This is a genomic window from Rhodococcus sp. ARC_M12 (assembly GCF_022810385.1).
GTDB lineage: Bacteria > Actinomycetota > Actinomycetes > Mycobacteriales > Mycobacteriaceae > Rhodococcoides > Rhodococcoides navarretei.
In genome coordinates this window covers 74,027-100,464 of the sequence record NZ_JALGQI010000011.1, presented here as the reverse complement: position 1 = coordinate 100,464, position 26,438 = coordinate 74,027, and the positions used below count along the sequence as shown (strand labels likewise).

General features: G+C 65.7%; 26 protein-coding genes and 1 pseudogene. 22 read left to right on the top strand and 5 right to left on the bottom strand.

The features are described from left to right. Nucleotides 1-122 precede the first annotated feature (122 nt). Nucleotides 123-746: a superoxide dismutase gene (locus MTX35_RS15540; protein WP_243595846.1), complete on the top strand. Its 624-nt coding sequence runs from the start codon at nucleotides 123-125 to the stop codon at nucleotides 744-746. Between the two features lie 79 nt (nucleotides 747-825). Here the strand turns inward: MTX35_RS15540 and MTX35_RS15535 are convergent, their stop codons facing one another. Continuing rightward, nucleotides 826-1,746, bottom strand: a complete 921-nt coding sequence (locus tag MTX35_RS15535) for a sucrase ferredoxin (RefSeq protein WP_243595845.1) — start codon at nucleotides 1,744-1,746, stop codon at nucleotides 826-828. 1 nt (nucleotide 1,747) lies between these two features. Further along, entirely contained in the window at nucleotides 1,748-2,695 is a 948-nt protein-coding gene (locus tag MTX35_RS15530) for an ABC transporter substrate-binding protein (protein WP_243595844.1), read from the bottom strand. Between the two features lie 158 nt (nucleotides 2,696-2,853). On the opposite strand from MTX35_RS15530, the gene MTX35_RS15525 reads away from it, so the two are divergent. From MTX35_RS15525 to MTX35_RS15490, 8 genes are all read left to right on the top strand, one after another. Next, nucleotides 2,854-3,381 (top strand): peptidase, encoded by a 528-nt coding sequence (locus tag MTX35_RS15525; RefSeq protein WP_243595843.1) that lies wholly within the window; start codon nucleotides 2,854-2,856, stop codon nucleotides 3,379-3,381. Between the two features lie 208 nt (nucleotides 3,382-3,589). Further along, complete coding sequence (locus MTX35_RS15520) at nucleotides 3,590-4,294, top strand: TMEM165/GDT1 family protein (protein WP_243595842.1); 705 nt, start codon at nucleotides 3,590-3,592, stop codon at nucleotides 4,292-4,294. 32 nt (nucleotides 4,295-4,326) lie between these two features. Beyond that, nucleotides 4,327-5,511, top strand: coding sequence for a sensor histidine kinase (locus tag MTX35_RS15515; RefSeq protein WP_243595841.1), 1,185 nt, complete (start codon nucleotides 4,327-4,329; stop codon nucleotides 5,509-5,511). Continuing rightward, nucleotides 5,508-6,524: a hypothetical protein gene (locus MTX35_RS15510; protein WP_243595840.1), complete on the top strand. Its 1,017-nt coding sequence runs from the start codon at nucleotides 5,508-5,510 to the stop codon at nucleotides 6,522-6,524. Before MTX35_RS15515 ends, MTX35_RS15510 begins: the two co-directional genes overlap by 4 nt. Before the next feature lie 86 nt (nucleotides 6,525-6,610). Next, nucleotides 6,611-7,906 carry an ABC transporter substrate-binding protein gene (locus MTX35_RS15505; protein WP_243595839.1) on the top strand — a complete coding sequence of 432 codons (1,296 nt, stop codon included), beginning with the start codon at nucleotides 6,611-6,613 and terminating at the stop codon, nucleotides 7,904-7,906. Further along, entirely contained in the window at nucleotides 7,903-8,808 is a 906-nt protein-coding gene (locus MTX35_RS15500; protein ID WP_243595838.1) for a carbohydrate ABC transporter permease, read from the top strand. The genes MTX35_RS15505 and MTX35_RS15500 overlap by 4 nt, the downstream gene beginning before the upstream one ends. After that, nucleotides 8,805-9,644 carry a carbohydrate ABC transporter permease gene (locus MTX35_RS15495; protein WP_068045038.1) on the top strand — a complete coding sequence of 280 codons (840 nt, stop codon included), beginning with the start codon at nucleotides 8,805-8,807 and terminating at the stop codon, nucleotides 9,642-9,644. Before MTX35_RS15500 ends, MTX35_RS15495 begins: the two co-directional genes overlap by 4 nt. Before the next feature lie 122 nt (nucleotides 9,645-9,766). Further along, nucleotides 9,767-10,534, top strand: coding sequence for an SDR family NAD(P)-dependent oxidoreductase (locus MTX35_RS15490; protein WP_243595837.1), 768 nt, complete (start codon nucleotides 9,767-9,769; stop codon nucleotides 10,532-10,534). Nucleotides 10,535-10,574: 40 nt separating this feature from the next. Here the strand turns inward: MTX35_RS15490 and MTX35_RS15485 are convergent, their stop codons facing one another. Then, nucleotides 10,575-12,188 carry a TM0106 family RecB-like putative nuclease gene (locus MTX35_RS15485; protein WP_374230304.1) on the bottom strand — a complete coding sequence of 538 codons (1,614 nt, stop codon included), beginning with the start codon at nucleotides 12,186-12,188 and terminating at the stop codon, nucleotides 10,575-10,577. Between the two features lie 132 nt (nucleotides 12,189-12,320). Between MTX35_RS15485 and MTX35_RS15480 the strand changes: the two genes are divergently transcribed. The 9 genes from MTX35_RS15480 to MTX35_RS15440 all read left to right on the top strand — a co-directional run bounded on the left by MTX35_RS15480 (nucleotide 12,321) and on the right by MTX35_RS15440 (nucleotide 19,888). Then, nucleotides 12,321-12,971 carry a DUF6474 family protein gene (locus MTX35_RS15480; protein WP_037186611.1) on the top strand — a complete coding sequence of 217 codons (651 nt, stop codon included), beginning with the start codon at nucleotides 12,321-12,323 and terminating at the stop codon, nucleotides 12,969-12,971. Between the two features lie 15 nt (nucleotides 12,972-12,986). Beyond that, nucleotides 12,987-13,505 carry a hypothetical protein gene (locus tag MTX35_RS15475; RefSeq protein WP_243595836.1) on the top strand — a complete coding sequence of 173 codons (519 nt, stop codon included), beginning with the start codon at nucleotides 12,987-12,989 and terminating at the stop codon, nucleotides 13,503-13,505. A gap of 45 nt (nucleotides 13,506-13,550) precedes the next feature. Next, entirely contained in the window at nucleotides 13,551-14,216 is a 666-nt protein-coding gene (locus MTX35_RS15470) for a YcnI family protein (RefSeq protein ID WP_243595835.1), read from the top strand. Nucleotides 14,217-14,221: 5 nt separating this feature from the next. Then, entirely contained in the window at nucleotides 14,222-14,776 is a 555-nt protein-coding gene (gene mprA / locus MTX35_RS15465) for an MprA protease, GlyGly-CTERM protein-sorting domain-containing form (protein ID WP_243595834.1), read from the top strand. A 16-nt stretch (nucleotides 14,777-14,792) separates the two neighbouring features. Beyond that, nucleotides 14,793-15,737: a copper resistance D family protein gene (locus MTX35_RS26040; protein WP_243595833.1), complete on the top strand. Its 945-nt coding sequence runs from the start codon at nucleotides 14,793-14,795 to the stop codon at nucleotides 15,735-15,737. 35 nt (nucleotides 15,738-15,772) lie between these two features. Beyond that, nucleotides 15,773-16,948, top strand: a complete 1,176-nt coding sequence (locus tag MTX35_RS15455; protein WP_243595832.1) for a DNA cytosine methyltransferase — start codon at nucleotides 15,773-15,775, stop codon at nucleotides 16,946-16,948. Continuing rightward, complete coding sequence (locus tag MTX35_RS15450) at nucleotides 16,932-17,783, top strand: GIY-YIG nuclease family protein (protein ID WP_243595831.1); 852 nt, start codon at nucleotides 16,932-16,934, stop codon at nucleotides 17,781-17,783. The genes MTX35_RS15455 and MTX35_RS15450 overlap by 17 nt, the downstream gene beginning before the upstream one ends. Before the next feature lie 18 nt (nucleotides 17,784-17,801). After that, entirely contained in the window at nucleotides 17,802-18,710 is a 909-nt protein-coding gene (locus MTX35_RS15445) for a LysR family transcriptional regulator (RefSeq protein ID WP_243595830.1), read from the top strand. Between the two features lie 68 nt (nucleotides 18,711-18,778). Then, a complete protein-coding gene (locus tag MTX35_RS15440) occupies nucleotides 18,779-19,888 on the top strand; it encodes a TDT family transporter (RefSeq protein WP_243595829.1) in 1,110 nt (369 codons plus the stop codon). Here MTX35_RS15440 and MTX35_RS15435 read toward each other — a convergent pair. Then, nucleotides 19,879-20,229, bottom strand: a complete 351-nt coding sequence (locus MTX35_RS15435) for a VOC family protein (RefSeq protein ID WP_243595828.1) — start codon at nucleotides 20,227-20,229, stop codon at nucleotides 19,879-19,881. The two genes, MTX35_RS15440 and MTX35_RS15435, sit on opposite strands and share 10 nt — an antisense overlap. A 108-nt stretch (nucleotides 20,230-20,337) precedes the next feature. On the opposite strand from MTX35_RS15435, the pseudogene MTX35_RS15425 reads away from it, so the two are divergent. The 4 genes and pseudogenes from MTX35_RS15425 to MTX35_RS15410 form a co-directional block, all read left to right on the top strand. Further along, nucleotides 20,338-20,535 (top strand): annotated as a pseudogene (locus tag MTX35_RS15425) (type II toxin-antitoxin system Phd/YefM family antitoxin); the annotation flags it as partial. 219 nt (nucleotides 20,536-20,754) lie between these two features. Next, nucleotides 20,755-21,240 (top strand): MarR family winged helix-turn-helix transcriptional regulator, encoded by a 486-nt coding sequence (locus tag MTX35_RS15420; RefSeq protein ID WP_243595826.1) that lies wholly within the window; start codon nucleotides 20,755-20,757, stop codon nucleotides 21,238-21,240. Nucleotides 21,241-21,243: 3 nt separating this feature from the next. Continuing rightward, nucleotides 21,244-23,247: an MDR family MFS transporter gene (locus MTX35_RS15415; RefSeq protein ID WP_243595825.1), complete on the top strand. Its 2,004-nt coding sequence runs from the start codon at nucleotides 21,244-21,246 to the stop codon at nucleotides 23,245-23,247. 116 nt (nucleotides 23,248-23,363) lie between these two features. Then, entirely contained in the window at nucleotides 23,364-24,758 is a 1,395-nt protein-coding gene (locus MTX35_RS15410) for a PQQ-binding-like beta-propeller repeat protein (RefSeq protein ID WP_243595824.1), read from the top strand. A gap of 35 nt (nucleotides 24,759-24,793) precedes the next feature. Here the strand turns inward: MTX35_RS15410 and MTX35_RS15405 are convergent, their stop codons facing one another. Continuing rightward, nucleotides 24,794-26,386 carry a succinic semialdehyde dehydrogenase gene (locus tag MTX35_RS15405; protein WP_279396000.1) on the bottom strand — a complete coding sequence of 531 codons (1,593 nt, stop codon included), beginning with the start codon at nucleotides 26,384-26,386 and terminating at the stop codon, nucleotides 24,794-24,796. Nucleotides 26,387-26,438: the final 52 nt, after the last annotated feature.

Sequence of the window (26,438 nt, the reverse complement as noted above, 5' to 3'; positions counted from 1 at the left end):
CGGTTACAACTGTTGCACTGGGGGTAGGAATGAGATTGGGTTGAACCCTACGAATGATCCGCAGTAGGACGAACGTGCCCGCATCACATGATGGGTACGGCGTCGTTAGAGAAGGGAACCACGTGTCCGAGTACACCTTGCCCGACCTTGATTTCGATTACTCCGCCCTCGAGCCGCACATCTCGGGCGAGATCAACGAGCTTCACCATTCCAAGCACCACGCCACCTACGTCGCAGGCGCGAACACCGCCCTCGAAAAGCTCGCCGCAGCGCGCGAGAACGACGACCATGCATCCATCTTCCTGCACGAGAAGAACCTGGCGTTCCACCTCGGTGGCCACGTCAACCACTCCATCTGGTGGAAGAACCTCTCGCCGAACGGTGGCGACAAGCCCGAGGGTGAGCTCGGTGCCGCGATCGACGACCAGTTCGGTTCGTTCGACAAGTTCCGCGCACAGTTCACCGCTGCGGCCAACGGCCTGCAGGGCTCCGGCTGGGCCGTTCTGGGTTACGACTCGCTGGGCAAGAAGCTGCTCACCTTCCAGCTCTACGATCAGCAGGCCAACGTGCCGCTGGGCATCATCCCGCTGCTCCAGGTCGACATGTGGGAGCACGCCTTCTACCTGCAGTACAAGAACGTCAAGGCCGACTACGTGAAGGCGTTCTGGAACGTCGTCAACTGGGCCGACGTCCAGGCTCGTTTCGAGGCCGCGACGTCGAAGACCCCGGGTCTGATCTTCCCGTAGTTTCGCCGGAGTGCCGACAGTCGAGCACTGGCCGACAGGGCCACCGCAACGGATGCGGTGGCCCTGTCGCTTTTCGAAGTCATACCCGTTCGGTTGCCGAGATCGGTCGGATCGAGGTGATTCCGTGGTCGGGCGTCGCAAGAGCCTCGGAGCGGCACGTCGTTCTGCGCGGAGCCTCGGGGTTCGGAGTCACGCGCACCTGCACCGAGCCCGTCGTCGTTGCAACGACGACGTCCATCCCGCTGTCCGACGCGGTGGCCGCGGTCGGACGCGCGTCGTGGATTCCGGTGAGTCCGTACTCGGTACGTACTGCGTGTTCGGCAATCTGGACCGCCGTGTCGTCGGTGCACCGACCCCGGTAGTGCTGCAGAGACAACTGCCCACGGTCGTGACCGTCCACCACGGCCCGAGCATTCGCCGGAGTGAGGTTGCCGTAGTAGCTGCCCTCCGGCAGCGCCACCATTCCCGCCGCATACCGGTCCCCACCGAGGTGCGTCGATTCCCACACCCGTCCGTCGGGTCGACTCAGAGCGGTCGCCACCGGACGACCCAACACCTCGCAGCACGGATCTTTCTTCCCGTGCGTACACACCAGGTACAGCGGCTGCTCGACAGATATCCCCAGGCCGGGTGGGGTACCGCCCGAAGCGGCTTCCAACGGCAGCTCGAGCACCTGCTCGACCGCGTCGACCGTGTACTGCTCGGCCCACGGACCCGAACGGCCCGAATGCACGAGGAAGACTCGCCGCACATCGGTCGAATTCCGCGGCAGCCGAGTGTCGCGCACGAGTTGGGGACGTACACGCGCCGCCGAACAGCGACGGGCAAGTTCGACGCCGATTCGACCCAGCGGACCGTCGGGCCCCCACGGTTCTGTGCCCCACGGCCCTCGGTGTTCGATCAGCACCCACCCGTCGGCCCTGGCCGCCGTTCCGCGAAGAGACTCGTCGCTCTCTCGGGCCACCGCGGCGCAGCCGCCCCAGCGCTCCGATGCAGGCATGTCAGCCACCGAGTCCGGCCGCCGTCTCCACCAACGCCTGCGCGGTGAGTACGTTGCCGAACAGGTAGTCCTTGGACGGCAGTTCGGTCACCCGGGCCCCGAGTCCGATGAAGAGCGGGTTCTGCCGCAATTGCGTCACGGCGTCTTCCGTCACGGCGTCGGTCAGCAGAACGATGTCGTCGGCATCGAGAACGTCGATCAGTTCGGGACTCACGTCGACGGTCTGCACCGCATCCGACCCACGGTCCTCCTGCGCGGGGGCGCTGTAGCCCAGATCGGCGAGCACCGAGTAAGGAAACGAGCCGTCCTGCGTCATGTATCGAAGCGAGTCGGCGCGCACCCGTGCGATGGTCAACGTGCTGCCCTCGCGCGGTGCCCGAGCCTGCGACTCGTCCACCGTGCGCCGATAGTCGGCCAACAAGTTCTCGGCCGTGTCCTGCTGGTCGAAGAATTCCGCCACCTGCTCGAGGGTGCTCTGCCACGACGCCGGCGCGTAGTCCACGACGACGGTCGGTGCGATCGGGGCGACGCGGTCGAACAACGCGCGACTGTCCTCACCCTCCGTTCGCATCACGATCAGGTCCGGTCCGGCCGCCGTCAGCGCCTCGATGTCGATGTCGGAGTCGGCCGATCCGATGTCCACCGGTTCGTCGGCGAGAAGGGCACGTACGACGGGCGCATAGTCACCGGTGAGCGGCGGCTTCACTGCTGCGACCGGCTTCACTCCCAGAGCCACGACCGCTTCCATCGTGCGGTCCCCGTCGAGCACGGCAACGCGCTGCGGATCCACCGGAATGCTCGTCTCACCGAATGCGTGCTGCACGGTACGGACGTCACCTGGGTTCTCCTGGGTGCTCGACGCGTCCGCACTGCACGCAGTGACCGCGACGGCGACCAGGCATGACGCGACCGCAACACCGAGCCGCCCACCGATTCGTCCGAATTTCATCGAAGGAGCGTATCCGGTGGCAATGCGCAGCGGGGCGGCCACGTTTCGGCTGGCACTCTCCCCATCTTGTGTGCCAGCCGCTTTCGGGTCATTCTCTTCTTTACCCAACGTCGTGTACCCGGCTAGCGCCCTGTACCTGTCTGGGAGGAAAGATCGAGATGGACGAGCGAAATCTCATCGGTGTTTCACCGTTTCATGCCGCCGGTCTGCTGCGCGGATTCGTGATCTCGGGCCGCTGGCCGGACACCACCAAGGAATGGGCTCAGTTTCTGGCCCTCGCCGTGCGGGTGGCCTCGATGCCGGGCATATTGGCCACGTCGACGGTGTTCGGTGTACGGGAGGAATTGCCCGACGACCCGGAGCCGGGCACGGTCGGATTGGTCGTCGCCGAGGGTCCGGTTATCGGCGATTTCGCGCTGGCACCCGGACGGTTCGCCGCGCATCAACCTGCTGCGTTACTGATGCTGCATCCGCCCTCGGAGACCACGCCCACGCTCCCGGAGTGTGCGGGCGCGGCGTCCGGGTGCGTCCTGCTCCCCGGCCTTCCTCACCTCGGGCTCGACCATCGGGCGGCCTGGGTGGAAGCCGAGTCCGACGGCACCGTGACCTCGATGGTCAGCCGGGTCGGTCTCGATCCCATCAGCGATCCCGACACCGCAGTTTTGGCGATGCTCCTCGCGTCGTGACCGCTCCCCGTACACGAGGTTTCGGGAACCCAAACTTATTGCGGCATTGGACATTTCACGATCGACCTCCTACAGTCGTCTGCAGCGAAGGGGAGTAGCCCCCAATCAACGTGTCGACATACTGGTTGCTCGAAAGCGACCCGGCACCTGAACCGGCCAGTTCCGGTGGGCGAGACCTTCGGTCCGTTCGACGACCGAGGAGTCCGCTGTGCTGTCCGCATTGTTGTTGAGTTTCGCTGTCATTTTCGTCGCCGAGCTGGGTGACAAGTCCCAGCTCATGGCCATGACGTTCGCCCTGCGCTACAAGTGGTACGTCGTCATCGGCGGCATCACCGTGGCCACCACTGTCGTGCACCTGGCCTCGGTGGCGGTCGGGCACTTCCTCGGCGTGTCGATCCCCACCGAGGCGATATCCATCGTCGGCGGCCTCGCATTCGTCATCTTCGGGCTCTGGACGCTGCGCGGCGACTCCCTGTCCGACGACGAAGGCGCGAAAGCCTCCCGGGTCACCAAGTCTGCGTTCCTCGCGATCGCGTCGGCGTTCTTCCTGGCCGAGCTCGGTGACAAGACGATGCTGGCTACCGTCACCCTCGCGGCCGACAACGACTGGGTGGGCGTGTGGATCGGCTCGACGGTCGGCATGGTCGCGGCCGATGCGCTTGCCATCGTGGTCGGTGCGGTTCTCGGAAAGCACCTGCCGGAGCGCATGATTCAGTACGGCGCAGCTATCCTGTTCTTCGTCTTCGGTGCCGTCCTGTTCTTCGAGGGCCTCATGCCCGGCACCGCAGCCCCGTACATTGCCGCCGGAGTGGTCGTCGTGATGTCCGCCGTCGTCGTCGCCGTGTTCGTTCGACGCTCCCGCACCAGGGCAGCGCGGGAATCGTTGGAGCAGACCACCAGCGAAGACGCCTGACCTTGGTTTAAACTCCTCCTCCGGAGGGGTGAATGAACATCGACCAGCAGGTCATCGGCACCGACGCCGCACATCGATCGACCGACCGGCTGATCAGAATCTTCGGCCGGTTCGTCGCCACCGGCTATCTCATCTACCTGTTGCTGTTGATCCCGGATATCGCGCGCAGCGGTGAAGTGGTTCCCGGTTGGTGGACTCCGGTCACAGCTGTGGTCGTGTTCGGCAGTGGTTTCGCATTCGGAGCCATGACTTTTCATCCGAGTATCGCCGCGATCAGGATTGCCGGCTCGATAGCAGCATCGACGTTCACGATCATGGCTCTGCTGTGGTGGGTGGCCTGGGACGGCACCACTTTCGATCAGGCCGGGACGTTTCTCTCGGTGTTTCCCGGCCTGGCAGCGCTCGCGGCCGCCACGGTGTGGCCTCCGGTCCCGGCATTCGTCCACATGACCGTCAGCGTCGTCGTCGTGCAGCTCACCAATCAGGCTGTGCGAGAACCGTTTCCTCGCAGCAACATCATCGCGGAGATATTCTTCGCGATGATGTTCTGCACGGTGTTCGTGGCCGCAACCCTCGCCGCGGTACGCACCGGACGGATTCTCGACGCCACCATTTCCGCGACGCACGACGACGCAGCCCGAGCAGCCGCGGCCACCGCCCGCGAGGTCGAGCGCGAACGGTTCGACGCGCTGATCCACGACGAGGTCATGTCGTCCCTGCTCGCCGTGACTCGACATGGCCGCACGCCAAGCCTGGCACGTCAGGCCCGCTCGGCTCTGACACATCTGGACGACCTGACCACCGGCGCCGTCTCTCACAGCTTCTCCGCGGACGAGGCTCTGGCTCAGCTGCGTTCCGCCGCGACCACGGTCGACGAGTCGATCGAATTCACCGTGCACATGGAGGAGCTCGAACGATCGGCGGACTACCCAGCCGACTTAGTCAGATCCATTGCTGCAGCTCTCGCAGAGGCGCTGCGCAACAGTCGAATTCACGCGCAGGCATCGGACCGATCGGTCAGCGTCCGGCTGGCTCCGTCGTCGTTGCAGGTCACCGTTCGCGACAACGGTATCGGCTTCGATCGACGCTCGGTACCCCCGCACCGACTCGGCGTCGCCGTCAGTATCGAAGGCAGGATGCGTCAGCTCGACGGCGGATCGGCCGACATCCACTCCTCCGCCGCAGGCACCACCGTCCAACTGAGGTGGAAACAATGAACGGACAAGACATCCGGGATCTGCTGTCGATGAAGTCGACAGCCGCGTACGCCGTCGCAGTGTTCTTCGTGCTCGCGTGCGCGGTCTGCGCGACAGCGACCCTGGGCGGAGTCTCCTCGGTGTGGCCCGAATACGCGGCGGTTCTCGTGTTCACCGGAGCCGTCGCCGTATTGCTCGGTGCCGCGGGCGATCCCCTGAGCGTGCGGGCGACCGCCCTGCTGACCGTCTCGGGTCCGGTGGCAGCGGCGTTCGTCTTCGCGGTGTTACCGGTACCGCTGACGGGCAGCCTGCAGACCTGGCCGTTGGGGATGTCCGTGGTGATCTACACCTTCATGTGCGTTCGCGGTCGCACCCTGGCCGCGTGGCTCGGGCTGGCACTGACCATGACCGTTGCCATCGGGTGGGCGGTGGTCACGGGTCAGGGATTTCTGTACGGGCTGTCGTTCAGCGCCATCAACATCGCGCCGCTGTTGATGGCGACGTTCTTCGCCTTCACCATCCGTCCGTTGGCCGCGGCCATCTTCGAGCTGCGCAGGCAGTCGACGGTGCGTATCGCGTCCCAGGCTGCGGCTGCGGCCGTATTCGAGGAACGCGACGCCCGCCTGGCGAGTCTCGACGCGTTGGCCCGTCCGTTGCTGCAGCGCATCGCCGATGGTCCCGATCCGACTGACGAGGAAATCCTCGCGTGCCGGCTGCTCGAAGCCGAACTTCGTGACACCCTGCGCGCCCGCGGTCTCGTGAAGCCCGACCTCATTCTCGCTGCGAGATCGGCTCGGGCGCGCGGAGTGGACGTGATGATGCTCGACGACCGCACACCGGACGCACTCGACGACGACGCACGAGACCGCATCGTGGCCGCTGCATCGAGTGCGCTCGATGCCGCCGAAGCAGGCGCGGTGACGGTCCGCCTCCTGCCTCCCGGACGGACCGTGGCGGCGACGATCCTGCTCGACGACCTGGGCGACGGTACGCAGCGAGTCGAGTACGACGAAGCCGGTCACATCCGGCGCTGAGCGGTGGTTTGGACCGCTGCTCCCCTGGCTACTCTGCGGCGGACCAGTCGGTCTGTACAGCTGCAGCCGGTGAACGGAGATCTTCAATGGCACTCGATCGTCGCTCGTTTCTGATCGGATCCGGTGCTGCCGCAGTGCCGTTGCTGTTGGCGGGGTGCGGCTTCGTGAAGTCCAGCCCGTCGCAACAGACCGAGGGCACGCTGACGTTCACCACGTGGGGTACCGATGCCGAGTTGGCCGGCTTCCGGGACTCGATCAGCGCGTTCGAGGCAGCCAATCCCGGGTCGACGATCACTCTCAACGCAGTGCCGTACGAGCAGATGTTCACCAACATCGACGCCCAGCTCCAGGCGGGCAATCCGCCCGACATCTTCCGCGTTCCGTACTACACGTTCGGCGCGTACGCCGGCCGCGGCCAACTGCTGGATCTGTCGCCGCTGTTGGCGTCGGACACGCGGGATCAGTTCACGCCGACAGCGTGGGCTGCCGTGCAGAACGGCGGAATCCCCTACGGCCTGCCCCACCACACCGACACCTCGGCGATTCTGGTGAATCGAAACCTGTTGTCGCAGGCCGGTATCGACTCGGTCCCGACAAATCTGGACGACGCCTGGACGTGGGACGAGCTGGCGTCGATCGGCGATCGGCTGCGTTCCTCGCTGCCGGCCGACAAGTATCCGTGGGCCTACAACTGGCAGGGTAACGGCGTCACCCGCTGGCTCAGTCTGCTGTTCCAGGCGGGCGGGTCCTTCCTGGCCGAGGACCAGAAGACTCCACTGATCGACTCCGACGAGGCGCGCAGGGCCGTCGACTTCTCGTCGTCGTTCTTCTCGAAGGGCTACGTGCCGGCCAACAACACCATCGCGTCGTCGAGCTACGCCAGCGAGGCGTGGTTCTCGCAATCGGTCGCCATGGTGTGGTCGGGTGCGTTCCAATTGCCCGACGCCGAAGCCACGGCCAGTTTCGACTGGACCGCCACCTTCGCACCACGAGATCGCCGGGGCGGCGGCGACTTCGGCGGCAACGCACTGGTCGCGACGTCTCAGACCTCGCAGCCGGAGTTGGCGGCGTCGTTCCTCGAGTTCGTCACCCAGCAGGAGCAGATGCGCAACTTCTGTAGGGCGGCCTCGCTGCTGCCGACGCGCACCGACCTGCTCAACTCCGACCTCGAGTTCGACATCCGGTCGGAGCTGGCCCCGATCTTCGCGGCGCAGGCGACCACGGTGCAGCCGCAGGATGCAGCTCAGGTGGCGTCACCGTCGATGTCGGCGATCATTCCGGTTCTGAAGGAGCAGCTCGATCTCGCCTTCGCGGGTTCCCAGGATTCCGCCGCCACCGTCTCCGCGTTGCAGAGCGGCATCGCCGGGGTCACCGGCGCATGACGGCTGTAGTACGAGCGAAGACCAAGCGCGCCGGTGCCAGGAAAGAAGCATTCGCGGCCGCCGGATTTCTGGCCCCCAGCTATGCACTGTTGGCCGTCTTCGTGCTAGTTCCCCTCGTCGCCGCGTTCGTCGTCAGCCTGCAGCAGACCGACGGATTCGGTGCCGGCGAGTTCGTCGGGGCGGCCAATTACGCACGCCTGGTGGAGGATCCGTTGTTCTGGCGGGCGCTGATCAACACGCTGCTGTTCACTGCGCTGGTGACTCCGCTGTCGATGCTGTTCGGTCTGATCGCCGCGGTACTGCTCAATTCCGCGTTACCCGCCCGGCCGCTGTGGCGATCGCTCGTGATCCTGCCGATGGCGGTCTCGGGCGTCGCGACCGGCCTGATCGGCATTTTGGTGTTCGACCAGAACTCGGGCGTGCTCAACAACCTGATCGGTTTCCTCGGGCTACCTGCTATCGATTGGCAGTCCTCTCCCGGGCCGGCTTTCGCGTCGATCGTCATCGCCACCGTGTGGTGGCGCACCGGGTTGAACATGCTGATCTACCTGGCCGGCCTTCAAGGCCTCGGTCCCGACCTGTACGAGGCGGCCCGGCTGGACGGCGCGAACGCATTCCAACGCTTCCGCAACGTGACGGTGCCACTGCTGGGTCCGACGTCGTTCTTCCTGCTGGTGCTCAATGTCATCTACTCGTTCCAGGTGTTCGATCTGGTCTTCGTTCTCACCGGCGGCGGACCGGGCGGGGCGACGTCGGTGCTGGTCACGTACGCCTATGAGACGGGCTTCGTCACCCGAGATCAGGGCTATGCAGCATCGATCGGGATGGTGCTGTTCCTGTTCGCCCTCACGTTCGCCGCCGCGCAGTGGCGCGCGAGCCGAACGAAGGATCTGGTCGAATGAGCGGGCCGAGAAACGCGTCCGCTCGTCGCGCACTGGTGCTGCGCACCGTGATCATCGCCGTCATCGGCCTGATCACCGTCGCGCCCCTGTATTGGATGCTGGCCGTGGCGTTCTCGACTCGTGGCGAGTTGCTGGGCGGCGGCGAGCTGCGGCTGTGGCCACGCCAGGTGACGTGGGAGAACGTCACCCGCGTGTTCGACTCGTTCCCGGTCGCGACGTGGCTGGGAAATTCGATCGCCATTGCCGTCGTGGTCACGATCATCACCGTGGTGACGAGTCTGCTCGCGGGATATGCGTTCGCGCACTTGAAGTTCCGGTTCTCGACGCCGTTGTTCTTCATCGCGCTGGCGACGTTGGTGCTGCCGGTGCAGGTGATCATGGTGGCGTTGTTCCGCATCGTCGTCGGGCTCGGCCTGTACGGCACGTACTGGGCGGTCATCCTGCCGAGTTCGGCATCGGCGTTCGGGCTGTTCCTCGCACGCCAGTTCATGCTCGGCATTCCGCGTGAACTGCTCGAGGCGGCGCGTCTGGACGGTGCCGGTCACTGGCAGATCTTCCGACGCGTCGTGCTGCCGCTGTCGGGACCGCTGATCGCCGTCCTCGCCTTCATGAGCCTGCTGCAATCGTGGAACGACTTCGCGTGGCCGTTGATCGCACTGCGAGAGAACGAGCTGTTCACGTTGCCCATCGGACTGCTGTACCTACAAGGGCAGGCGAACAGCGATTACGGTGCCACGATGGCGTTCGCGCTGATCAACGTCGTGCCGATGGCGTTGCTGTTTCTGTTCTTCCAGAAATACTTCATCGCCGGATTCGCGCGCAGCGGAATCAAGTAGCCCCGACTGTCGAAGCGGGCGCCCACCGGTACATGAGGTCCCCCGCCGGTTATGGTGCAAGCGACTAGGAGGTCGCAGCCTGTGCCGCGGCCCGCCACCGTGAGCGAAGGGGATCGTACGACGTGGAAATCTCAGGAACAGCAGCACTTGTCACCGGCGGGGCATCGGGCCTCGGTGCCGCAACGGCCGCACGTCTGGCCGCCGCGGGCGTCACCGTCTTCGGCCTGGATCTGCCGCAGTCCATCGAGCGCGCCGGGGACAGCGTCCCGGCCGGGGTGACACTGCTCCCCGCGGACGTCACCAGCGAAGCCGAGGTCGAGGCCGCACTGGACACGATCGTCGCATCCGGTGTGCCGCTGCGCATCGTCGTCAACTGTGCAGGCGTCGGCTGGGCGGGCCGCATCCTGTCCAAGAAGGGACCGCACGATCTCGAGCTGTTCCGCACCGTCATCACCATCAACCTCCTCGGCACGTTCAACGTGATGCGACTGGCCGCGAATCGGATGCAGTCGCAGGCCACCGTGGACGACGCAGGCCAGCGCGGCGTCGTCATCAACACCGCGTCGGTCGCGGCGTTCGAGGGACAGATCGGACAGATCGCCTACACCGCCTCCAAGGGCGGCGTGCACGCGATGACCATCACCGCAGCTCGCGACCTCGCGCAGGTCGGCATCCGCGTCAACACCATCGCCCCCGGCATCGTCGACACCCCGATGCTGGCCGGCGTCACCGAGGAATACCGCCAAGGCCTCGAGGCGTCGGTGCCGTTCCCCTCGCGTCTGGCGCAGCCCACCGAGTACGCGCAGCTGGTCCAGATGATCGCCGAGCACGATTACCTCAACGGCGAGACCATCCGCATGGACGGCGCGATCCGAATGGCACCGCGTTAATCACCGACCACTCCGCGTGGCCCCGCCTGTCGAGGTGGGGTCACGCGCGGGCGCGTAGATCCGCCACCGTCGGAATCTCTTTCTCGGCGCGGTCGGACATCCACTCGCGCAACACCTTTGTCGCCAGAACATCGTCCTCGTTGTAGACGAGCAGTCGCTCACGCTGCGTCTGATCGGGCTCCGCGTCGTAGCCGACGGCCTCCCGGTACCAGCCCATCGACGCCTCGCCGCCTGCCTCGTCGTCACGCCAGGCGAAACCCGCGACCGGCGCAATCTTCTTCAGGCCCTTGCCGTTCGGGCAGATGAACTGATCGCTGACGGCCTGGTAGATGTCCACCCACTGCTCGCTGTCGATGAACTCGCGAATCTGCGCCTCGGTGGGAACCCCGGGAACGTCGGCGAATCGACGGGCCGAGTCGAGCAACCACTTGTCTTCCGCCTGCCGCGAATAGCAATACGCCGCAAAGGTTTTGCCGCGAGCAGCAGCGTTGGCCCTGGTATCCATCAACCAGTTCCAGAACACCGCGAACGAGCGGCCCTCGTCCACGGTAGGCAGCGGATCCCACGTGACGAAACCGCGATACGTCGGCGGCGGACCGCCCGCCTCGGTGAGCAGCGTGCCCCACAGATACGCGCCGTGTTCCTGATAGCTCTCCATGTCCACGTCCACCTCGACGTCAGCGCGATGCACCGTCACGGTCTCCGAGCGCCGCAGCAACGGCACGTCGGCTCGCCAGGCCAGCGCCGCGGACACGGCGTCGTCGAAGTTTCCGAAGGGCCATTCCTCGGGAGCCGGGCCGGTCCACTGCGCCAACTCGTCGATGGTGCGCACGCCGGCACTGCGCAGCACATCGGCGCGGGACCCGGAGGCGACCAGCGAGACGTCGCGAACGGCCTCGAGTTGCGGCTTACAGTCGAACCACCACGAACACGACCGACATTCACTCACCTGGGAGGGAACGGTGAACGCGGCCCCCTGGGCTACCGAGAGCCGGTCTGCGAAGCGGGTGTCGTATTCGTCGAGGACCGTGGTGAGATCGTGCACCAGCATGCACTCGCCCTTGTAGCCCACTGCGCCGCCGACGGGGGTGGCCGTGGCCAGGCCCTCATGCGTCAGCATGCGATACAGATGAGCGAGCCGGAGCTGGTCGCGCAACTGACTGCGCACCTTGCGGGCCTCGTCGATCGACGGAGACCACCGGTCCAGTGGGGTGGTGCGCGCGCCGCGGCCGGGGTCGGTGACCTTGTGGTTGACGACGATCACCGGAATGTAGCCACCCGCCGCGTCGCGGACGAGCAGTTCGCTGCGACCGCGTCGGCCGGTGTCACGTTCGAGGGGTAGTACCGCGTTCCAGATGCGTTCCACTCCGGCTCGGCAGGCGGCGACGGTGGCGTCGGCAGCGTCGCGGGCAGTGGGTTCGTCGATTTCGATCCACAGCATCGGATCGTCCACGGCCAACTGCGCGCGGACGTTCTCCCGGTGAGCCTGAGCTGCTTCTCGGCGCTGCCGTACCCCTGGGTTCTCGGGTTCGCCGCGCAACAACGACCCGTACGCCGTGTCGAGATAGAGACGATGCCGACACCGCGTCAACGATCCGGCGTCGAGCAGCACGGGCACCGGTGATGTGGCTGCCGCACCTCGTTGACCGTTCACACTGCTAGACACTAGGTCAGCCCTCCGACAGCCGGTACAGATCACCGCCCGTCAGCCTGTGAACACCACCGCCCGATAAGGTGTGTGGAACGCACCGTTTCCGCCTAGCAGCACACGTCAGGAGCCTTGTCGATGGGTTTGTTCCGCAAGCGTAAGGGTCGAGCCACTCGTAAGGCAGAGGCCAAGGCACTCAAGCACAAGGCAACGTTGGAAGCGAAGCTCGGCGCAAAGAACGAGCGCAAGCAGTTGAAGTCGATCGCCAAGGCGCAGCGCAAGCTCAGCGCGGTGGAGGCGAAGTCGCAGAAGAACGTCGAGAAAGCGCAGGTGTCTGCTCTGAAAGCCCAGCAGAAGGCTGCGGTGCAGGGAACGCTGAGCGTGGCTCAGATCCGTAAGTACCTCGGCATCGCTCGGCTGCTGATTCCGGTGTTGGCCCCCATTCTGTACCGCGGTGCGACGGTCGTTCGCGCGCAGCTCGACAGCCGCAAGGCGCAGCAGCTCGGTGTCGCTCCCGATCAGCTCAGCGAATACACCGGCCACGGCGGCAAGCTCAGTGCCCGCATCGCCGGTGCCGAGAAGTCGCTCGACACCATCGGTGCACGCCACTCCGACCCCGAGACCAAGAGCTTCGGTGCCGCGATCAGCGAGCGTCTGGACGATCTCACCACCGCCGTCCGCGCGTCCGAGCAGATGCCGCCCGCTCGCCGCAAGACCGCACACGCCGCGATCTCCGCAGAGCTCGACGGCATCGAAGCCGATCTGCTCGCCCGTCTCGGCGTGCGCTGACCTCCTGAAAAACCGATGACCGACAGCTCTGCCGCCCCGCTTCGTGGCGGAGCTGTCGGCATCGTCACCGCGACGCTGGCGGTGGCCGCACACGGCATGGCCGGCGGCGGCTGGGCCGACGGTTCCGCCCTGGCCCTGCTGATCGTCGTCAGCATCGGAATCGGTGCCATGACGGCGCTACCCGAGCGTTCCACCGTTCTGCTGCTCCCGGCGCTGATGGCCGGCCAACTTCTCGCCCACATCGCGCTGAGCCTCGGCGCGGCAGAGATGCACAACCACTCTCTGCTTCCCAGCACCGCGATGATCGCCTTCCACGCGGCCGCCTCGGTGATCGCCGGACTGATGATCGCCGCGGCCGAACGCCTCTACGGCCCGATCACCTCCATCGTCCGAGCGGTTCTCGCGCTCCTCACTTCCCTGCCCGACGGTTCCGCCGTCGGTCGCGTGTCCATGTCCGTCGCGGTTCCCTCGGTAGACGGAACCGCCCTGGACTGGGTCATTTCTCGTCGCGGACCTCCGGTCTCGGTCTACTGACCGACATCCTTTTCCGCACATCTCTGCACAGAAATGACCCAACCCATGAAGAGCTCTCTTTCCCGTGCCCTGTTCGTATCGGGAGCCACCGTCGGCGCGTTGCTGATCGGCGCAGGCGCTGCGTCCGCACACGTCGTCGTCTCCGCTCCCGACGCCGCACAGGGCGGCTACTCGGTGCTGACGTTCCGCGTCCCCACCGAGTCCGATACCGCCTCGACCAGTTCGGTCAAGGTGACCCTTCCCGGCCTCAATTCTGCTCGTACACAGCCCGTTCCGGGCTGGACGTCCACCGTCGAGAAGGACTCCGCGGATCTGGCGGTGTCGGTGACGTGGACGGCGAACCCCGGTTCCGAGGTCGGCCCCGGCCAGTTCCAGCAGTTCCTGCTCTCCGCGGGCCCGCTGCCCGAGGAGGAGACCGTCTCGTTCCCGGCCACCCAGACCTACACCGACGGTGAGGTCGTGAACTGGGACGAGCCGATGACCGAGGACGGGAGCGAGCCCGAACTGCCTGCTCCCACTCTGACTCTCGCCGCGTCGAGCGGTGATGCACACGGCAGCGCCCACACCGACACAGCCGCAACCGCCGAGGCGTCGGCCGAGACGTCCTCGTCCGACAACACCGCCCGCTGGCTCGCCGGCGTCGGCCTCGTGCTCGGGGCCGTCGGCGCAGGTCTCGGCATCGGCGCGACAGTACGGGCGCGGCGCTCGTGAGGGCCATGGCCATTTCCACGAAAGCGCTGATCGTCTCGGCGGTGGCACTGCTGACGCTGTTGGTCGCCGCACCGATGGCGTCGGCGCACTCGCAGGTCACCGGGTACAGCCCGGCCGACGGCTCGTCGCTCGACGCGTCTCCGGCAACGGCGTCCGTGTCGTTCAACGAGGTGCCGCAGTCGCAGTTCGCCACGCTCAACGTCGTCGGGCCCGACGGCAACATCTGGTCCGAGGGCGACGCTCGCGTCGAGGGTCAGAGCGTCGTCGTCGACGTCAACGAACTGGGACCGATCGGCGAGTACACCCTCGCGTATCGCATCACCTCGGCCGACGGCCATCCGGTGAGCGGTACCGCGACGTTCACGCTGACGCAGGAGGGGTCGGGAACTCCCGGGGCACCGGCCGACGCGTCGGGAAGCTCCGAGGAGTCCGAGGATTCGTTCCTCGGCGGCTACGGTCAGATTGCGCTGATCGCAGTGGCGGTTCTGGCTTTCGCCGGGGCATTGGCATTCGCGCTGCGTAAGCCACAAGGCGTGCGTAAGCCGAAGAACCAGAAGTAGCACCGACGTGGCTGCGGTGGGTGAGAGAAGCGTTCGGCTGGTACTCGCCGCCGCAGCCGCGGCCGTGCTGGGGGTCGCGGCGGCCTTCGCCGTGGCGTACCCCACCTTTCCCGACGGGTCGGCGTGGCTGCGGGTGATCGCGGTGGCGTCGGGCTCGGTGGTGTTGGGGTTCGGGATTCTCGCTGTCCTGGACGGCAATTCCGAATCTCGACGCCCCGCCGTGGACTCTCAGGTGATGTGGCGTTCGATCGGCTATCTGTCGGGGCTGTGGGCGGTGGCCGAGTTCGTTCTGCTGACTGTGGCGGCCGCCGATTCCGCCGGACGCACGCCACTGACCCTGTCGCCGAATTCGTTCACCGCGTTCGCCACCTCGATCTCCGTGGGTCGACTGGGTACGGCGACGGTGATCATGGCCCTCGCCCTGTGCGCCATCGGGGTGGCCGGGTATCGGCTGAGTGCGAGCTGGTCTCCGATTCCGGTGATCGTGCTGGCGTCGCTGGCCCTGGTCGCTCGGCCGATCACCGGGCACATGTCTCAGTTCGCGTTCGGCTCCATTGCCGTTGCCGTGCACGTGGTCTGCGCGTCGGTCTGGCTCGGGGTACTGGGAGCGATGGCGCTGAGTCTGCGGAGCAAATCGGCATGGGCGACGCTGTTGCCGGTCTATTCGCGAGTCGCGTTCTGGTGCGTCGTCGGGGTTGCCACAACCGGGGTGCTGGACGCGGTCCTGAAGCTGGACAGCCTCACTGCCCTGGTCGAGACCGGTTACGGCCGAATCGTTCTCGCCAAGGTTTTGATCACCGTGGCCCTGCTCGCGTTCGCTCGCCGGATCCGAGGGACGTGGTTGCCCACCGTCGCGGCACACCGATCCACGGTGGAGCACTCGGTGGGGCGGGCGGCCGCGCACGTCTGCCTGCTGGCGGTGGCGTTCGGCCTGGCGGCCGCGTTGGCCACCACGGCATGACCGAGCCTGTCAGTGCCCTGTACTAACCTGAACGCATGCCGAAGTTGACTGTGGTGCCGGGTGGTTCCTCGGCACCTGCGCTCGGTCGGATCCACACGGTCGCAGAGTTCTTCGCCGGTATTGGCTTGGTGCGAATGGGCTTGGAGCAGGCCGGTTTCGAGGTGCGTTGGGCCAACGACATCGAGCGTGACAAGCATCAGATGTACCGACAGCACTTCGGGGACGACGCCGGCCATTTCCAGCTCGGTGATGTCGCCGGAACCCGTGGAGACGATCTACCTGACGGTCTGTCGTTGGCGTGGGCGTCGTTTCCGTGCACCGATCTGTCGCTGGCCGGCGGCCGGGCCGGTCTCGCGGGCAAGAACTCCTCGACGTTCCGCCACTTCACGCGGGTCCTGGCCGAGCTCGGTGATGCTCGGCCACAGGTGGTGGCGCTCGAGAACGTCGTCGGGTTGGCGACCAGCCATGGTGGTGACGATCTGGCCGCAGCGGTTCGCGAGCTCAACGAGCTCGGCTACTCGGTGGATGTCCTCACCATCGATGCTCGACGCTTCGTCCCGCAGTCGCGTCCACGTCTGTTTCTGATCGGTGCACAGAATCCGCCCGAGGATGCCCGCGACCCCAACAGTGAGCTTCGGCCGGATTGGTTGCAGGCCGTATACGGCGATTCGACGTTGCTGACGCATCGGGCACCACTGCCGAGTCCGCCGATTCCGTTGACCAGCGGTCTGGGAGATCTGGTCGAGCGCATGGACTACCGCGACGAGCGATGGTGGGATGCAGCCCGTACCGCGGCGTTCGTGCAGTCGTTGTCGCCGATCCAGTTGCAGCGCATCGAAATTCTGAAGAAGGCGCGCAAGGTCAGCTACCGCACGGCCTACCGTCGCACCCGCAACGGCGTCGCCGTCTGGGAGGCTCGCCCCGACGACATCTCCGGCTGCCTCCGTACTGCCCGCGGCGGTTCGTCGAAGCAGGCGGTGGTCAAGATGGGCAACGGCCGGTTGCAGGTGCGCTGGATGACGCCACTCGAATACGCTCGCCTGATGGGTGCGGGCGAGTACACACTCGACGGCCTGCGAAACAACCAGGCGCTCTTCGGGTTCGGGGATGCGGTGTGCGTTCCCGTGGTCGCGTGGCTCGCCGAGCACTACCTGATGCCACTGGTCACCGGATCTTTCGATTCTGCTGCAGCGCATGTCCAGTCACGGTAAGTCCTCGCTGCGGTCGTCTGCCGTCGCGCCGCGCAAGAGCACTCTCCCCGCGGACGATGTGCAGTCCTTTCGTACCGCTCTGCGAGAAGTGCTGAGCGAGAAGGATGATCACGGTCGGGTATGGTCGGCGGCCAAGTGGGGCGTGTACGCGTTCTACGACTACGACGGCGAGCCCATCTACGTGGGGCAGACCAAGGAGAAGCTCAGCGTCCGGGTGCAGCGTCATCTGACCAACCAGCGAACCGACGCCGTTGCGATGCGGGTGCTCGACGTGTTCGAGGTCGCCGAGATCGAGATCTGGCCGCTGTGGCAGTACGAAGATCTCAAGAAGTCCGACGGCGCAGATCAATTCCGCGCAGCCGAGCGAGATCTGAATGCTCACGAGTACACGGCGTACCTCGAGGCCATCGACAGGTCGCGGCACAAGGCGATCCTCAACGAGAAGATTCCGCCGGTCTCGGAGCCCATCGCACTCCCCGCGTCGCTACGCCGGTCGCTGATCTCCGAACAGACCCGACGCGAGCGCGGCCATCCCGACATTCGCATTGCTCGCCGCGCCGAGACCATCTCACGGCTGGCCGCAGTCACTCGTGAACGCGGCGAGGTCTCCGAGGGTCTACGACGCGTCCTCGTGGTCCAGGCCGTGCGCCTGGCCTACCTCTCGGCCGAGCGACTCGCCTTTGTCGAGGGGCACCCCATCCCCGATCCCGCCGCGATCGACGTCACCGCACTGGTGGGTTCGGTGCTGCACGAACGCAGCGACGACAGTCCCGACAACGAGCCCGATGTGGAACCCGAGGACGACGGCGAGCTGGACCTGTTCAGCGAGTACTGACGAAAGTAGGCTCGCCTCGTGCCGCTTCCCCCTCACGTTGCCGATCTGACCAGCATCGATCTGCTGCTGTCGGTGGCCGAGCTCGGCAGCATCGGGCGAGCCGGTCGGGCTCACGGCATGTCGCAGCCGGCGGCCAGTGCACGTATTCGTGCGCTCGAACGGCGCGTCGGCGCTCCGCTGCTGGCACGCGGCGCACGCGGAACGGTGCTGACCGAACTCGGTGAGCTCGTCGCCAGTTGGGCCGCGCCGGTCGTTCGGTCCGCCGAGGACTTGGCGACGGCCATCGCCACGTTGCACGCCGAACGCGTCGGCCATGTGCAGATTGCCGCGAGTCAGACTGTCGCAGAATACCTTCTGCCGCGCTGGCTGGTCACGCTGCACACGCTTGTCCCGCACATCGTTCCGGCACTGAGTTCGGGTAACTCGACGGTGGTCGCCGAGAAGGTACTCGCGGGCACCGCCGACCTCGGTTTCATCGAAAGTCCCAGTGTCCCGGCAGCTCTGGACCACCGAACCGTTGCCACCGACGAACTGGTGCTGGTGGTGGCACCGGATCACCCGTGGGCCGTCACTCCGCCGTCGGCCACCGAGATCGTCGCCACCGCACTGGTGATGCGCGAGGCCGGATCGGGAACGCGTTCGGCCTACGAAAGCGCCCTGGCTGCAGCGGGTCTCGGACAGCCGGCGTCGCCGCTCCTCGAGGTCTCCTCGACGACAGCGATCAAGTCCGCTGTCGGGGCAGGCATCGGTGGAGCCGTGCTGAGCTCCTTGGCCGTTGCCCCCGAAATGGCCGCCGGAACTCTGGTCCGAGTGCCTATCCCAGGACTTACTCTGCATCGTGAGCTGAAGGCGATCTGGCCGTCCGGCCGCGCGCCGAGTGGTCCGGCGGCGGAACTACTCACCGTGGCGGCGAAAACCCAGCCATAACCCTGAGTTATGGGTGAGGGGCAATTCGCTACCTACCGGAGATGATCCGTCACGCGCAGGCTGAAGACATGGCCGTGACAGCTCCTACCCTCGTCGTGCGACACCAGCCCTTCGAGCACATCACTCCCAACTGGTTCGCTGCGGTGATGGGGACCGGCATCGTGGCCACCGCAGCCGCGACGTTGCCGGTGCAGTTCACGGCTCTGCACGTCTTCGCCGTTGCGGTGTGGGTGGTCGCAGCTACCGCGCTGGTCGTGATCGGTGTGGCCTTTGCCCGGCATTGGATCGGGCATCGCGACCACGCCGTCGCCTACGCCCGGCACCCGGTGATGGTGCAGTTCTACGGCGCTCCGCCCATGGCGATGCTCACCGTCGGCGCGGGCGCAGGTCTCCTCGGAGCGGACCTGCTCGGATCCACCGCGGCCACAACACTGTTCGCCGCGCTGTGGATCACCGGGACGATTACCGGTCTGCTCACCAGCGTCGTCGTGCCGTATCGAATGATCACCGCGGCCCATCATCGCGACGTCGCGGCCCTGCCCGCGTGGCTGATGCCCGTGGTGCCGCCGATGGTCTCGGCGTCGACCGGTGCGTTGCTGCTCCCCCACGTGCCCGAGGGCCAGTGGCGGCTGGCGCTGCTGTGTGCGTGCTACGCGATGTTCGGGCTGTCGCTGATCGTCGGGATGATCACGCTGACTCTGATCTACGGCCGTCTGCTGCACGGCGGCCTGCCGCCCGTCGACGCGGCTCCGACCGTGTGGATCACGCTGGGGCTGATCGGCCAGTCGATCACCGCGGCGAACCTGCTCGGCACCGATGCGTCGATGGTGTTCACCGGCGCACAGTCGTCGGTCGCGGTCGGACTTCATGTCTTCGGTATCGGCTACGGGTTGATCATGGGCGGCTTCGGAATGCTGATGTTCGCTCTCGCAACGGCTCTCACCGTGCACGCAGCACGCAGGAACCTGGGGTTCTCGCTGACCTGGTGGTCGTTCACCTTTCCCGTCGGCACCTGTGTCACCGGAGCGACTGCATTGGGACATGCGCTGAACTTCGGTGCGGTGCAGGCTCTGGCCGTTGCCCTGTACGTCCTACTGCTCGCCGCCTGGCTCACCGTGGCCACCCGCACTCTTCGCGGAATCCGGCACGGAGAGTTGCTGCGTCCGGGTCACAGGTGAGAAAGAACGTTCACCACGTTGCCGCCCGGGTCGCGAAAGAAGAATCGGCGTACACCCCACTCCTCGTTGGTGATCTCGTAGACGATCTCGAGTTCGGCGTCCATCGCTGCCCGGTACGCCGCGTCCACGTCGTCCACCTCGATCGACGCGGACGGATTGACCGGTCCGGTGGGATCGGTGGTGATCAGACTCAGCTGGGCAGAATTGTCATCGGGCGGAGCTAGCGTAGCGATCCAGCCGTGATTCATCACCACCTCCATGCCGGTGACCTGGACGTACTTGTCCAGCGCCGCATCGAGATCGGTGACCGTGAGCAGTGGCATCGCGCGCACAACGTCCATGTTCGGACTGTATAGCCCCGAAAACGTCCCCGCGGGGACGTTTCTCGAGTTCCCCGCGGAGGCTGACGCAACGAACATCCCGCACATGGTGGACGATGTTTCGACTACGTCAAGCGCGCGGAGGCCGGCGAGTCGCTGCTGATCACGGTCGCAGGACGACCGAGCGCCGTGTTGGGTCCGGCAGAGCGAAAGCAATGGAACACGTTCGACGACGTAGCCGACGTCTTCGACTCGGAACACGACCCGACCCTTGCGGGCGATCTGATCGACATCGACGACTCGATGCAGGACCCATGGCAGCGATGAGGACGGTGCTCGACACCAGCGTCCTGATAGGAGACTCGCTCGATCGCGTCGCAGGGGAAGTCGCGATCAGCGCCATCAGCCTGGCAGAACTTCACTTTCCCGACCGCAGTCCATCTCAGACCTGTGACCCACCAGACAGGAATATTGTTTGCTTAGCGCATGTATCTATATATATGGTTGCAGACAGCAAGTAAACGGACACTCATCGTTGGAGTACTCATGGCAGTTCGATCCACAACAGCGGAGTCGCTGGTCGAAGAGGTCTTTCTCTTCGGGCGCACGCTGAAGCGGGCCGTGACCACCGGAGTCGAGGATTCACCCCTGCCGCAGGCCCTGACCGGAGTTCTGGCCATCCTGGCGACCGAGGGCGAATGCAGACAGACCGACCTGGCCAGCAGGCTCTGTGTCAGCCAGTCGGCCCTGAGCCGGCAGATCGCAGACCTCGTCGACCTCGGCTACATCGATCGGCACCCCGATCCCGACGACAAACGTGCGTCCCGGGTCTGTGTGTCGAACGAAGGCCAAGCTCGACTGAAGCAAATTTGGGACAGACGAGCACGTCGCCTGGCAGAGATGTTGAGCGGCTGGAGCGAGGCAGAGGCACTCGATGCACTGGACTCGATCCGCAGATTGAACGACACCTTCACCGAAGACGCCCACGCCCAGCACCAGGACGTGGCCCGCATTGAATTGATTGCGAGATAAGACATGACAACATCCGCGGAGAATCCGCCCAATCAGGCAGTCGTCGATCCCGACGCGATGTCGCATCGCCAGATCCTCGAAGCCCTGACCGGCCTGCTGGCCGCGCTGTTCACGGCGCTGCTGAGCACCACCATTGTCTCGACGGCGCTGCCCACCATCATCGGTGACCTCAAAGGCTCGCAGACCGCGTACGCCTGGGTCATCACCACGGCCCTGCTGGCCAACGCCGCCTCCACGCCCATCTGGGGCAAGTTGGCCGACCTGTTCAACAAGAAGGTGCTCGTCCAGAGCGCGATCGTCATCTTCGTCGCCGGCTCGCTGATCGCCGGCTTCGCCCACAACGTGCCCGTCCTCCTGGCCGCACGCGTGGTGCAGGGCATCGGCATGGGCGGTCTGACCGCACTGGTCATTGCCATCATCGGAACCATCGTCTCCCCGCGTGATCGCGGTCGCTACTCCGGCTACACCGGCGCCGTCATGGCCGTGTCGATGTCCGGCGGCCCCATCCTCGGCGGTGTCATCGTGGACAGCCCTCTCGGCTGGCGCTGGTGCTTCTTCGTCTGCGTGCCGCTGGCCGTCGTCGCCCTCGGTCTGCTGCAGAAGACCCTGCACATCAAGACCGTCCGCAAGGACAACGTCTCGATCGACTGGCTGGGCGCACTCCTGCTCACCGCAGGCGTTTCCGTTCTGCTGGTGTGGGTGTCGTTCGCAGGCAAGGCCGACTACTACGCCTGGATCTCCCGCGAGACGGCCTACCTGGTGGGCGGCGGCGTACTGCTGCTGGTCCTGACGATCATCGTCGAGGCACGGCACAAGTCGCCGATCATCCCGCTCAAGATCGTCACCGAGCGCACGACCGGCCTGGCCATCATCGCCTCGATCGCCGTCGGTGTCGGCCTCTTCGGAGCCACCACCTTCCTCGGCCAGTACTTCCAGACCGCTCGCGGCTACACCCCCACCGAAGCCGGATTGCTGTCCATCCCGTTGGTGTTCGGCATGCTCGTCGCCTCCGTCGGCTCGGGACAGCTCATCACCAAGTTCGGAAAGTGGAAGCCGTTCATCGTGTCCGGCTCGGTCCTGCTGGTCGTCGGATTTCTGCTCCTGGGCACCATCGATCACGCCACCAGCCTGGTGACGGTCGGCATCTTCATCACCATCGTCGGCCTCGGTACCGGCATGCTGATGCAGAATCTCGTTCTCGCAGTGCAGAACACGGTCAGTGTGCAGAATGTCGGTGCGGCATCGTCGACGGTTGCGTTCTTCCGCACCTTCGGCGGCGCGATCGGCGTCTCGGTTCTCGGTTCGCTGTTGGCAACTCGCGTCGCCGAGAAGTCGGCAGCCGGCCTGGCCCAGCTCGGCGTCGACGGTTCGGCCGGCGGCGGTGGGTCACTCGACCTCACGTCACTGCCTGCACCGGTGCTCGAGGTCTTGCGTACCGCATACGGTGACGCGACCGGACGCATCTTCATGATCGCCGGCTTCGTTGCGATCGTCACGCTGATCGCAGTCGTCTTCATTCCGAATCGCCCACTGCGCCAGACGATCGACATCGCCTCGACCCCTGCGCAGGGACCCAAGGACGAGCCGCAGGACCAGCTCGCCGAGATTCCGTCCTTCGGTGCCACCCAGGACTACCTCTCCCCCGAGTACGACGCCGACCGCCACCTCGACAGCGGGCACGCCGAGGGTCGGCACGAGGCTCAGCCGGGACAGCGGCCCTTCGAGGGCCTGAGCACCGACGCTCGCGATCGACTGCTCGCTCTGCTGTTGCCCGAGCCGAAGGACACGTTGGCCGCACTGGACGAGGCCGAGACCATCCGCGCCGAAGTGATTGCCCTGCAGCAGGAACTCGACGCGAGGATGCTCGATTTCGATGCAGTGTGCGAGCGGCTTCGTCGCCTGGGGCTCAGTGAGCAACAGATCGCCCGGGTGTTGGGAGACAACCACATTCCCGACAGCCACAATCACTACGCACACGCCGGACTGAACGGACACAGCGTCAACTAGACCCGGCATCACAGAATTTCCCCGCACTCTCACCGAGAGTGCGGGGAATTTTCGTTCTATGCTCGCCAGAACGGACAGACCACCATGTCGGTTCTGCACAGGCGGGAGAATCTTTCATGACACGCGGCCTCCGGATCTCCGCCGTCGCGGTCCTGGTATCAGCGCTCGTCTGCGCGTCGTGCACTACCGAGCAGCAGCAGCCCCCGGCCGGCACCCCCGTCGACGGTGCAACAGGATCCGCGCCCGGCCTCGGTTGGACTCTGACTCCCTCGGATGTGGGGATCGACGGTGGTCAATTTCGCGATCCGGTCCAGGGCAGCGAGACCGACTCGACGGAATCCGGTTCCATCTCCGACGGCTCGACGGTCGTCACGCTCGTCGGCCGTCTCGACGGCAGGGACATCGCCGACGCCACCCTGGTGGGATTGGACATCGCCGACGGCGCGGTGCGATGGCGCACCCCTGCGGAGGACATCGTCGGCTGCGGTGAGGAATTCGTCGACGGTCGGATCGTCTGCTATCGCGGCAACGCCGGCACGAGGTCCCAAATCCTCACCGTCGACGCAGAATCCGGAGAACCGACCACGCGGGACGCAGCGTTCCCCATCACGAATCTGACCACCTCCGACGGCCACGTCTACACCTCGCGTGCGGTGGACGAGGGTGACCGGGCGACGGTATCGCGAGGTACTGCTGATGACCTCGATGCAGACTGGTCGGTGCAGTTCGATTCCGCGACCTCGTCGAGCATGTACTTTGCTTCCACCCTGCACACCGCGCACGGAATCGGGCTGTACGACGACGACCAGGGAGTGTTCACCTTCGACCTCGACACCGGCGAGAACCTGTGGTCCAGAACAACTCCGAACTGTGCACGCTCGGGCACTGCCGCGCGCGACGGCACAGTGCGGGTTGTGCGAACGGACTGCTCGGACCCCAACGCGGTCACGGGTTCGGAGATCGTCGACACCGACGGAACCGTGCTCGCGGCAACGGATTCCGTGACCCTGCAGCAGCCGACGTTCGACGCACCCTCCGAGGAGAGCCCGTTGCTGCTCGGGACGGGCGGCTATCGTCCGTCGAATCCCGACCCTGTGTGGACCGACGACGGCCTCGTCCGGACGGTTGCGCCGGACGTCGCCGGCCCCGCCGCGACGTTCCTGGCCACCAACGGCCTCGCCTACGCGGTCACCGATTCGGTGGCACTGCTGCGCAACAACGACACCGCCACCGAGTCGGCGATCGACCTCGACACCGGAACCACGCTGTGGAGCCGAGAGTCGGGGCGGTTCGCCGAGGTCGGTGCGCTCGACGGTGACGTCGCCACACTGTTCGGACCGGAAGTACTGCGCGGAATCGACGTCAGAACCGGATCGACCGTGTGGGACATCCCCGTGGCGACGTTCGACGACGAGGGAATCGATCGACAGTCGTGGCCGATGTTCGATCGAGTCGACACCGACTCGATCTACAGCAGGGCCCTGAGCATCTCGGTCCTACGCGCGACCTAGACCGTCCCTCGTCGCCCCCGTTTTCGGAGCCTGCTCTACCGACCCGGGATGTACTTCAGCGCCTTGACGAAGGGCGGCATGATCTTTGCCCACAGCTTCGGCGGAAGTCCCCGCGGCCCACCGAGATTGAGCAACCGCGTCGTCGCGATGGTCTGCGACTCGGTGTACTTGAGCAGACCCTCGGTACCGTGCCTGCGCCCCATGCCGGACACTCCCATGCCGCCCATCGGTGCGCCGGTGGTTCCCCACGTCGGCGCGTAGCCCTCGTCGACGTTGACGGTGCCCGAATGCAGCCGCGCCGCAATGGCTTCGCCCTGCGACTTGGTCTTGGCCCACACACTCGCGTTGAGTCCGTACTCGGTGTCGTTGGCCTTCTCGATGGCCTCGTCGACATCGACGACGGGGTAGATCGACACCAGCGGCCCGAAGGTTTCGGTTGCCGCGCACTCCATGTCCTCGGTGACATTCGCCAGCAAGGTCGGCTCGTAGAACAGTGGGCCGATGTCGGGGCGAGCCTTGCCGCCCGCGATCACGGTCGCGCCCTTGACCTTGGCGTCGTCGACGTGGGCCGAGACGGTCTTGATCTGGTCCTCGGAAATGAGGCTGCCCATCTCGATGCCGAACTCGTAGTCGGCTCCGAGAGTCATCTTGCGCACCCTTTCACCGAACTTCTCGGTGAACTCCGCGGCGATCGACTTCTCGACGTAGATACGTTCGATGGAGATGCAGAGTTGGCCGGAGTTGGAGAAGCAGGCTCGGACGGCCGCGTCGGACACCTCACGCAGGTTGGCACCCTTGGCGACGATCATCGCGTTCTTGCCGCCGAGTTCCGCGGAGAATCCGATGAGTCGACGGCCGGCCTGCTCGGCCAGGAGCTGACCGGTAGCGGTGGAGCCGGTGAACATGACGTATTCGGTGTTCTCGACGATGGCGGTTCCCACCACCGAACCCGGGCCGGGCACCACGGCGAACAGGTCACGGGGCAGACCGGCCTTGTAGAGCAGTTCGACGCAGGCCAGGGCGCAGTACGGCGTCTGACTGTCGGGCTTGAGCACAACGCCGTTGCCTGCCAACAGCGCCGGAATGGCGTCGGATACCGCGAGGGTCATCGGGTAGTTCCACGGGGAGATGATCCCGACGACGCCCTTCGGCTGATAGCGGACACGAGTCTTGGTCAGCACCGGCAGCATGCCGGTGACCTTCTTCGGAGCCAGCAGCTTCGCGGCGGTGCGCGCGTAGTGCCGCGAGGTCATCGAGATGTCGAGGACTTCCTCGAGGGCAGCGGCGCGGGACTTGCCGGTCTCGGCCTGCGCCATGTCCATCAGCTCGTCGCGATGGGCGAGCACCAGGTCACGGTAGCGGTGGAAGATCTCGGCGCGCTCGGACACGGGGCGCTTGGCCCAGGCCACCTGAGCTGCGCGAACGCGCGCGATCGCAGCCGTCGCGTCGGCGGCGGTGCCGACCGGGATGGTCGCCAGTTCCTTACCGGTGAACACCTCGGTGATGGTCTTCGTCGGCCGCGATTCGGCGTCTGGGATGGCGATGAGATCGGCGAGCCGAGAGAAGGTCGAGGCGGACGGTGCTGGCATGGACGTGTCCCTACTGGTGAGTAGTGTTCTGAGTAACAGACAACCTACCTGGTCTTCGGCTCACTTCACAGGGCCGAAATTCCCGAATCCT

What these genes read in the sequence shown, in the direction of transcription:
- MTX35_RS15450 (WP_243595831.1), top strand. Translation starts at nt 16,932, where the DNA reads ATGTCCAGTCACGGTAAGTCCTCGCTGCGGTCGTCTGCCGTCGCGCCG.
- MTX35_RS15435 (WP_243595828.1), bottom strand. Translation starts at nt 20,229, where the DNA reads ATGGACGTTGTGCGCGCGATGCCACTGCTCACGGTCACCGATCTCGAT.
- MTX35_RS15480 (WP_037186611.1), top strand. Translation starts at nt 12,321, where the DNA reads ATGGGTTTGTTCCGCAAGCGTAAGGGTCGAGCCACTCGTAAGGCAGAG.
- MTX35_RS15455 (WP_243595832.1), top strand. Translation starts at nt 15,773, where the DNA reads ATGCCGAAGTTGACTGTGGTGCCGGGTGGTTCCTCGGCACCTGCGCTC.
- MTX35_RS15535 (WP_243595845.1), bottom strand. Translation starts at nt 1,746, where the DNA reads ATGCCTGCATCGGAGCGCTGGGGCGGCTGCGCCGCGGTGGCCCGAGAG.
- MTX35_RS15420 (WP_243595826.1), top strand. Translation starts at nt 20,755, where the DNA reads ATGGCAGTTCGATCCACAACAGCGGAGTCGCTGGTCGAAGAGGTCTTT.
- MTX35_RS15500 (WP_243595838.1), top strand. Translation starts at nt 7,903, where the DNA reads ATGACGGCTGTAGTACGAGCGAAGACCAAGCGCGCCGGTGCCAGGAAA.
- mprA (WP_243595834.1), top strand. Translation starts at nt 14,222, where the DNA reads ATGGCCATTTCCACGAAAGCGCTGATCGTCTCGGCGGTGGCACTGCTG.
- MTX35_RS15440 (WP_243595829.1), top strand. Translation starts at nt 18,779, where the DNA reads ATGGCCGTGACAGCTCCTACCCTCGTCGTGCGACACCAGCCCTTCGAG.
- MTX35_RS15515 (WP_243595841.1), top strand. Translation starts at nt 4,327, where the DNA reads ATGAACATCGACCAGCAGGTCATCGGCACCGACGCCGCACATCGATCG.
- MTX35_RS15470 (WP_243595835.1), top strand. Translation starts at nt 13,551, where the DNA reads ATGAAGAGCTCTCTTTCCCGTGCCCTGTTCGTATCGGGAGCCACCGTC.
- MTX35_RS15475 (WP_243595836.1), top strand. Translation starts at nt 12,987, where the DNA reads ATGACCGACAGCTCTGCCGCCCCGCTTCGTGGCGGAGCTGTCGGCATC.
- MTX35_RS15415 (WP_243595825.1), top strand. Translation starts at nt 21,244, where the DNA reads ATGACAACATCCGCGGAGAATCCGCCCAATCAGGCAGTCGTCGATCCC.
- MTX35_RS15495 (WP_068045038.1), top strand. Translation starts at nt 8,805, where the DNA reads ATGAGCGGGCCGAGAAACGCGTCCGCTCGTCGCGCACTGGTGCTGCGC.
- MTX35_RS15510 (WP_243595840.1), top strand. Translation starts at nt 5,508, where the DNA reads ATGAACGGACAAGACATCCGGGATCTGCTGTCGATGAAGTCGACAGCC.
- MTX35_RS15410 (WP_243595824.1), top strand. Translation starts at nt 23,364, where the DNA reads ATGACACGCGGCCTCCGGATCTCCGCCGTCGCGGTCCTGGTATCAGCG.
- MTX35_RS15525 (WP_243595843.1), top strand. Translation starts at nt 2,854, where the DNA reads ATGGACGAGCGAAATCTCATCGGTGTTTCACCGTTTCATGCCGCCGGT.
- MTX35_RS15530 (WP_243595844.1), bottom strand. Translation starts at nt 2,695, where the DNA reads ATGAAATTCGGACGAATCGGTGGGCGGCTCGGTGTTGCGGTCGCGTCA.
- MTX35_RS15505 (WP_243595839.1), top strand. Translation starts at nt 6,611, where the DNA reads ATGGCACTCGATCGTCGCTCGTTTCTGATCGGATCCGGTGCTGCCGCA.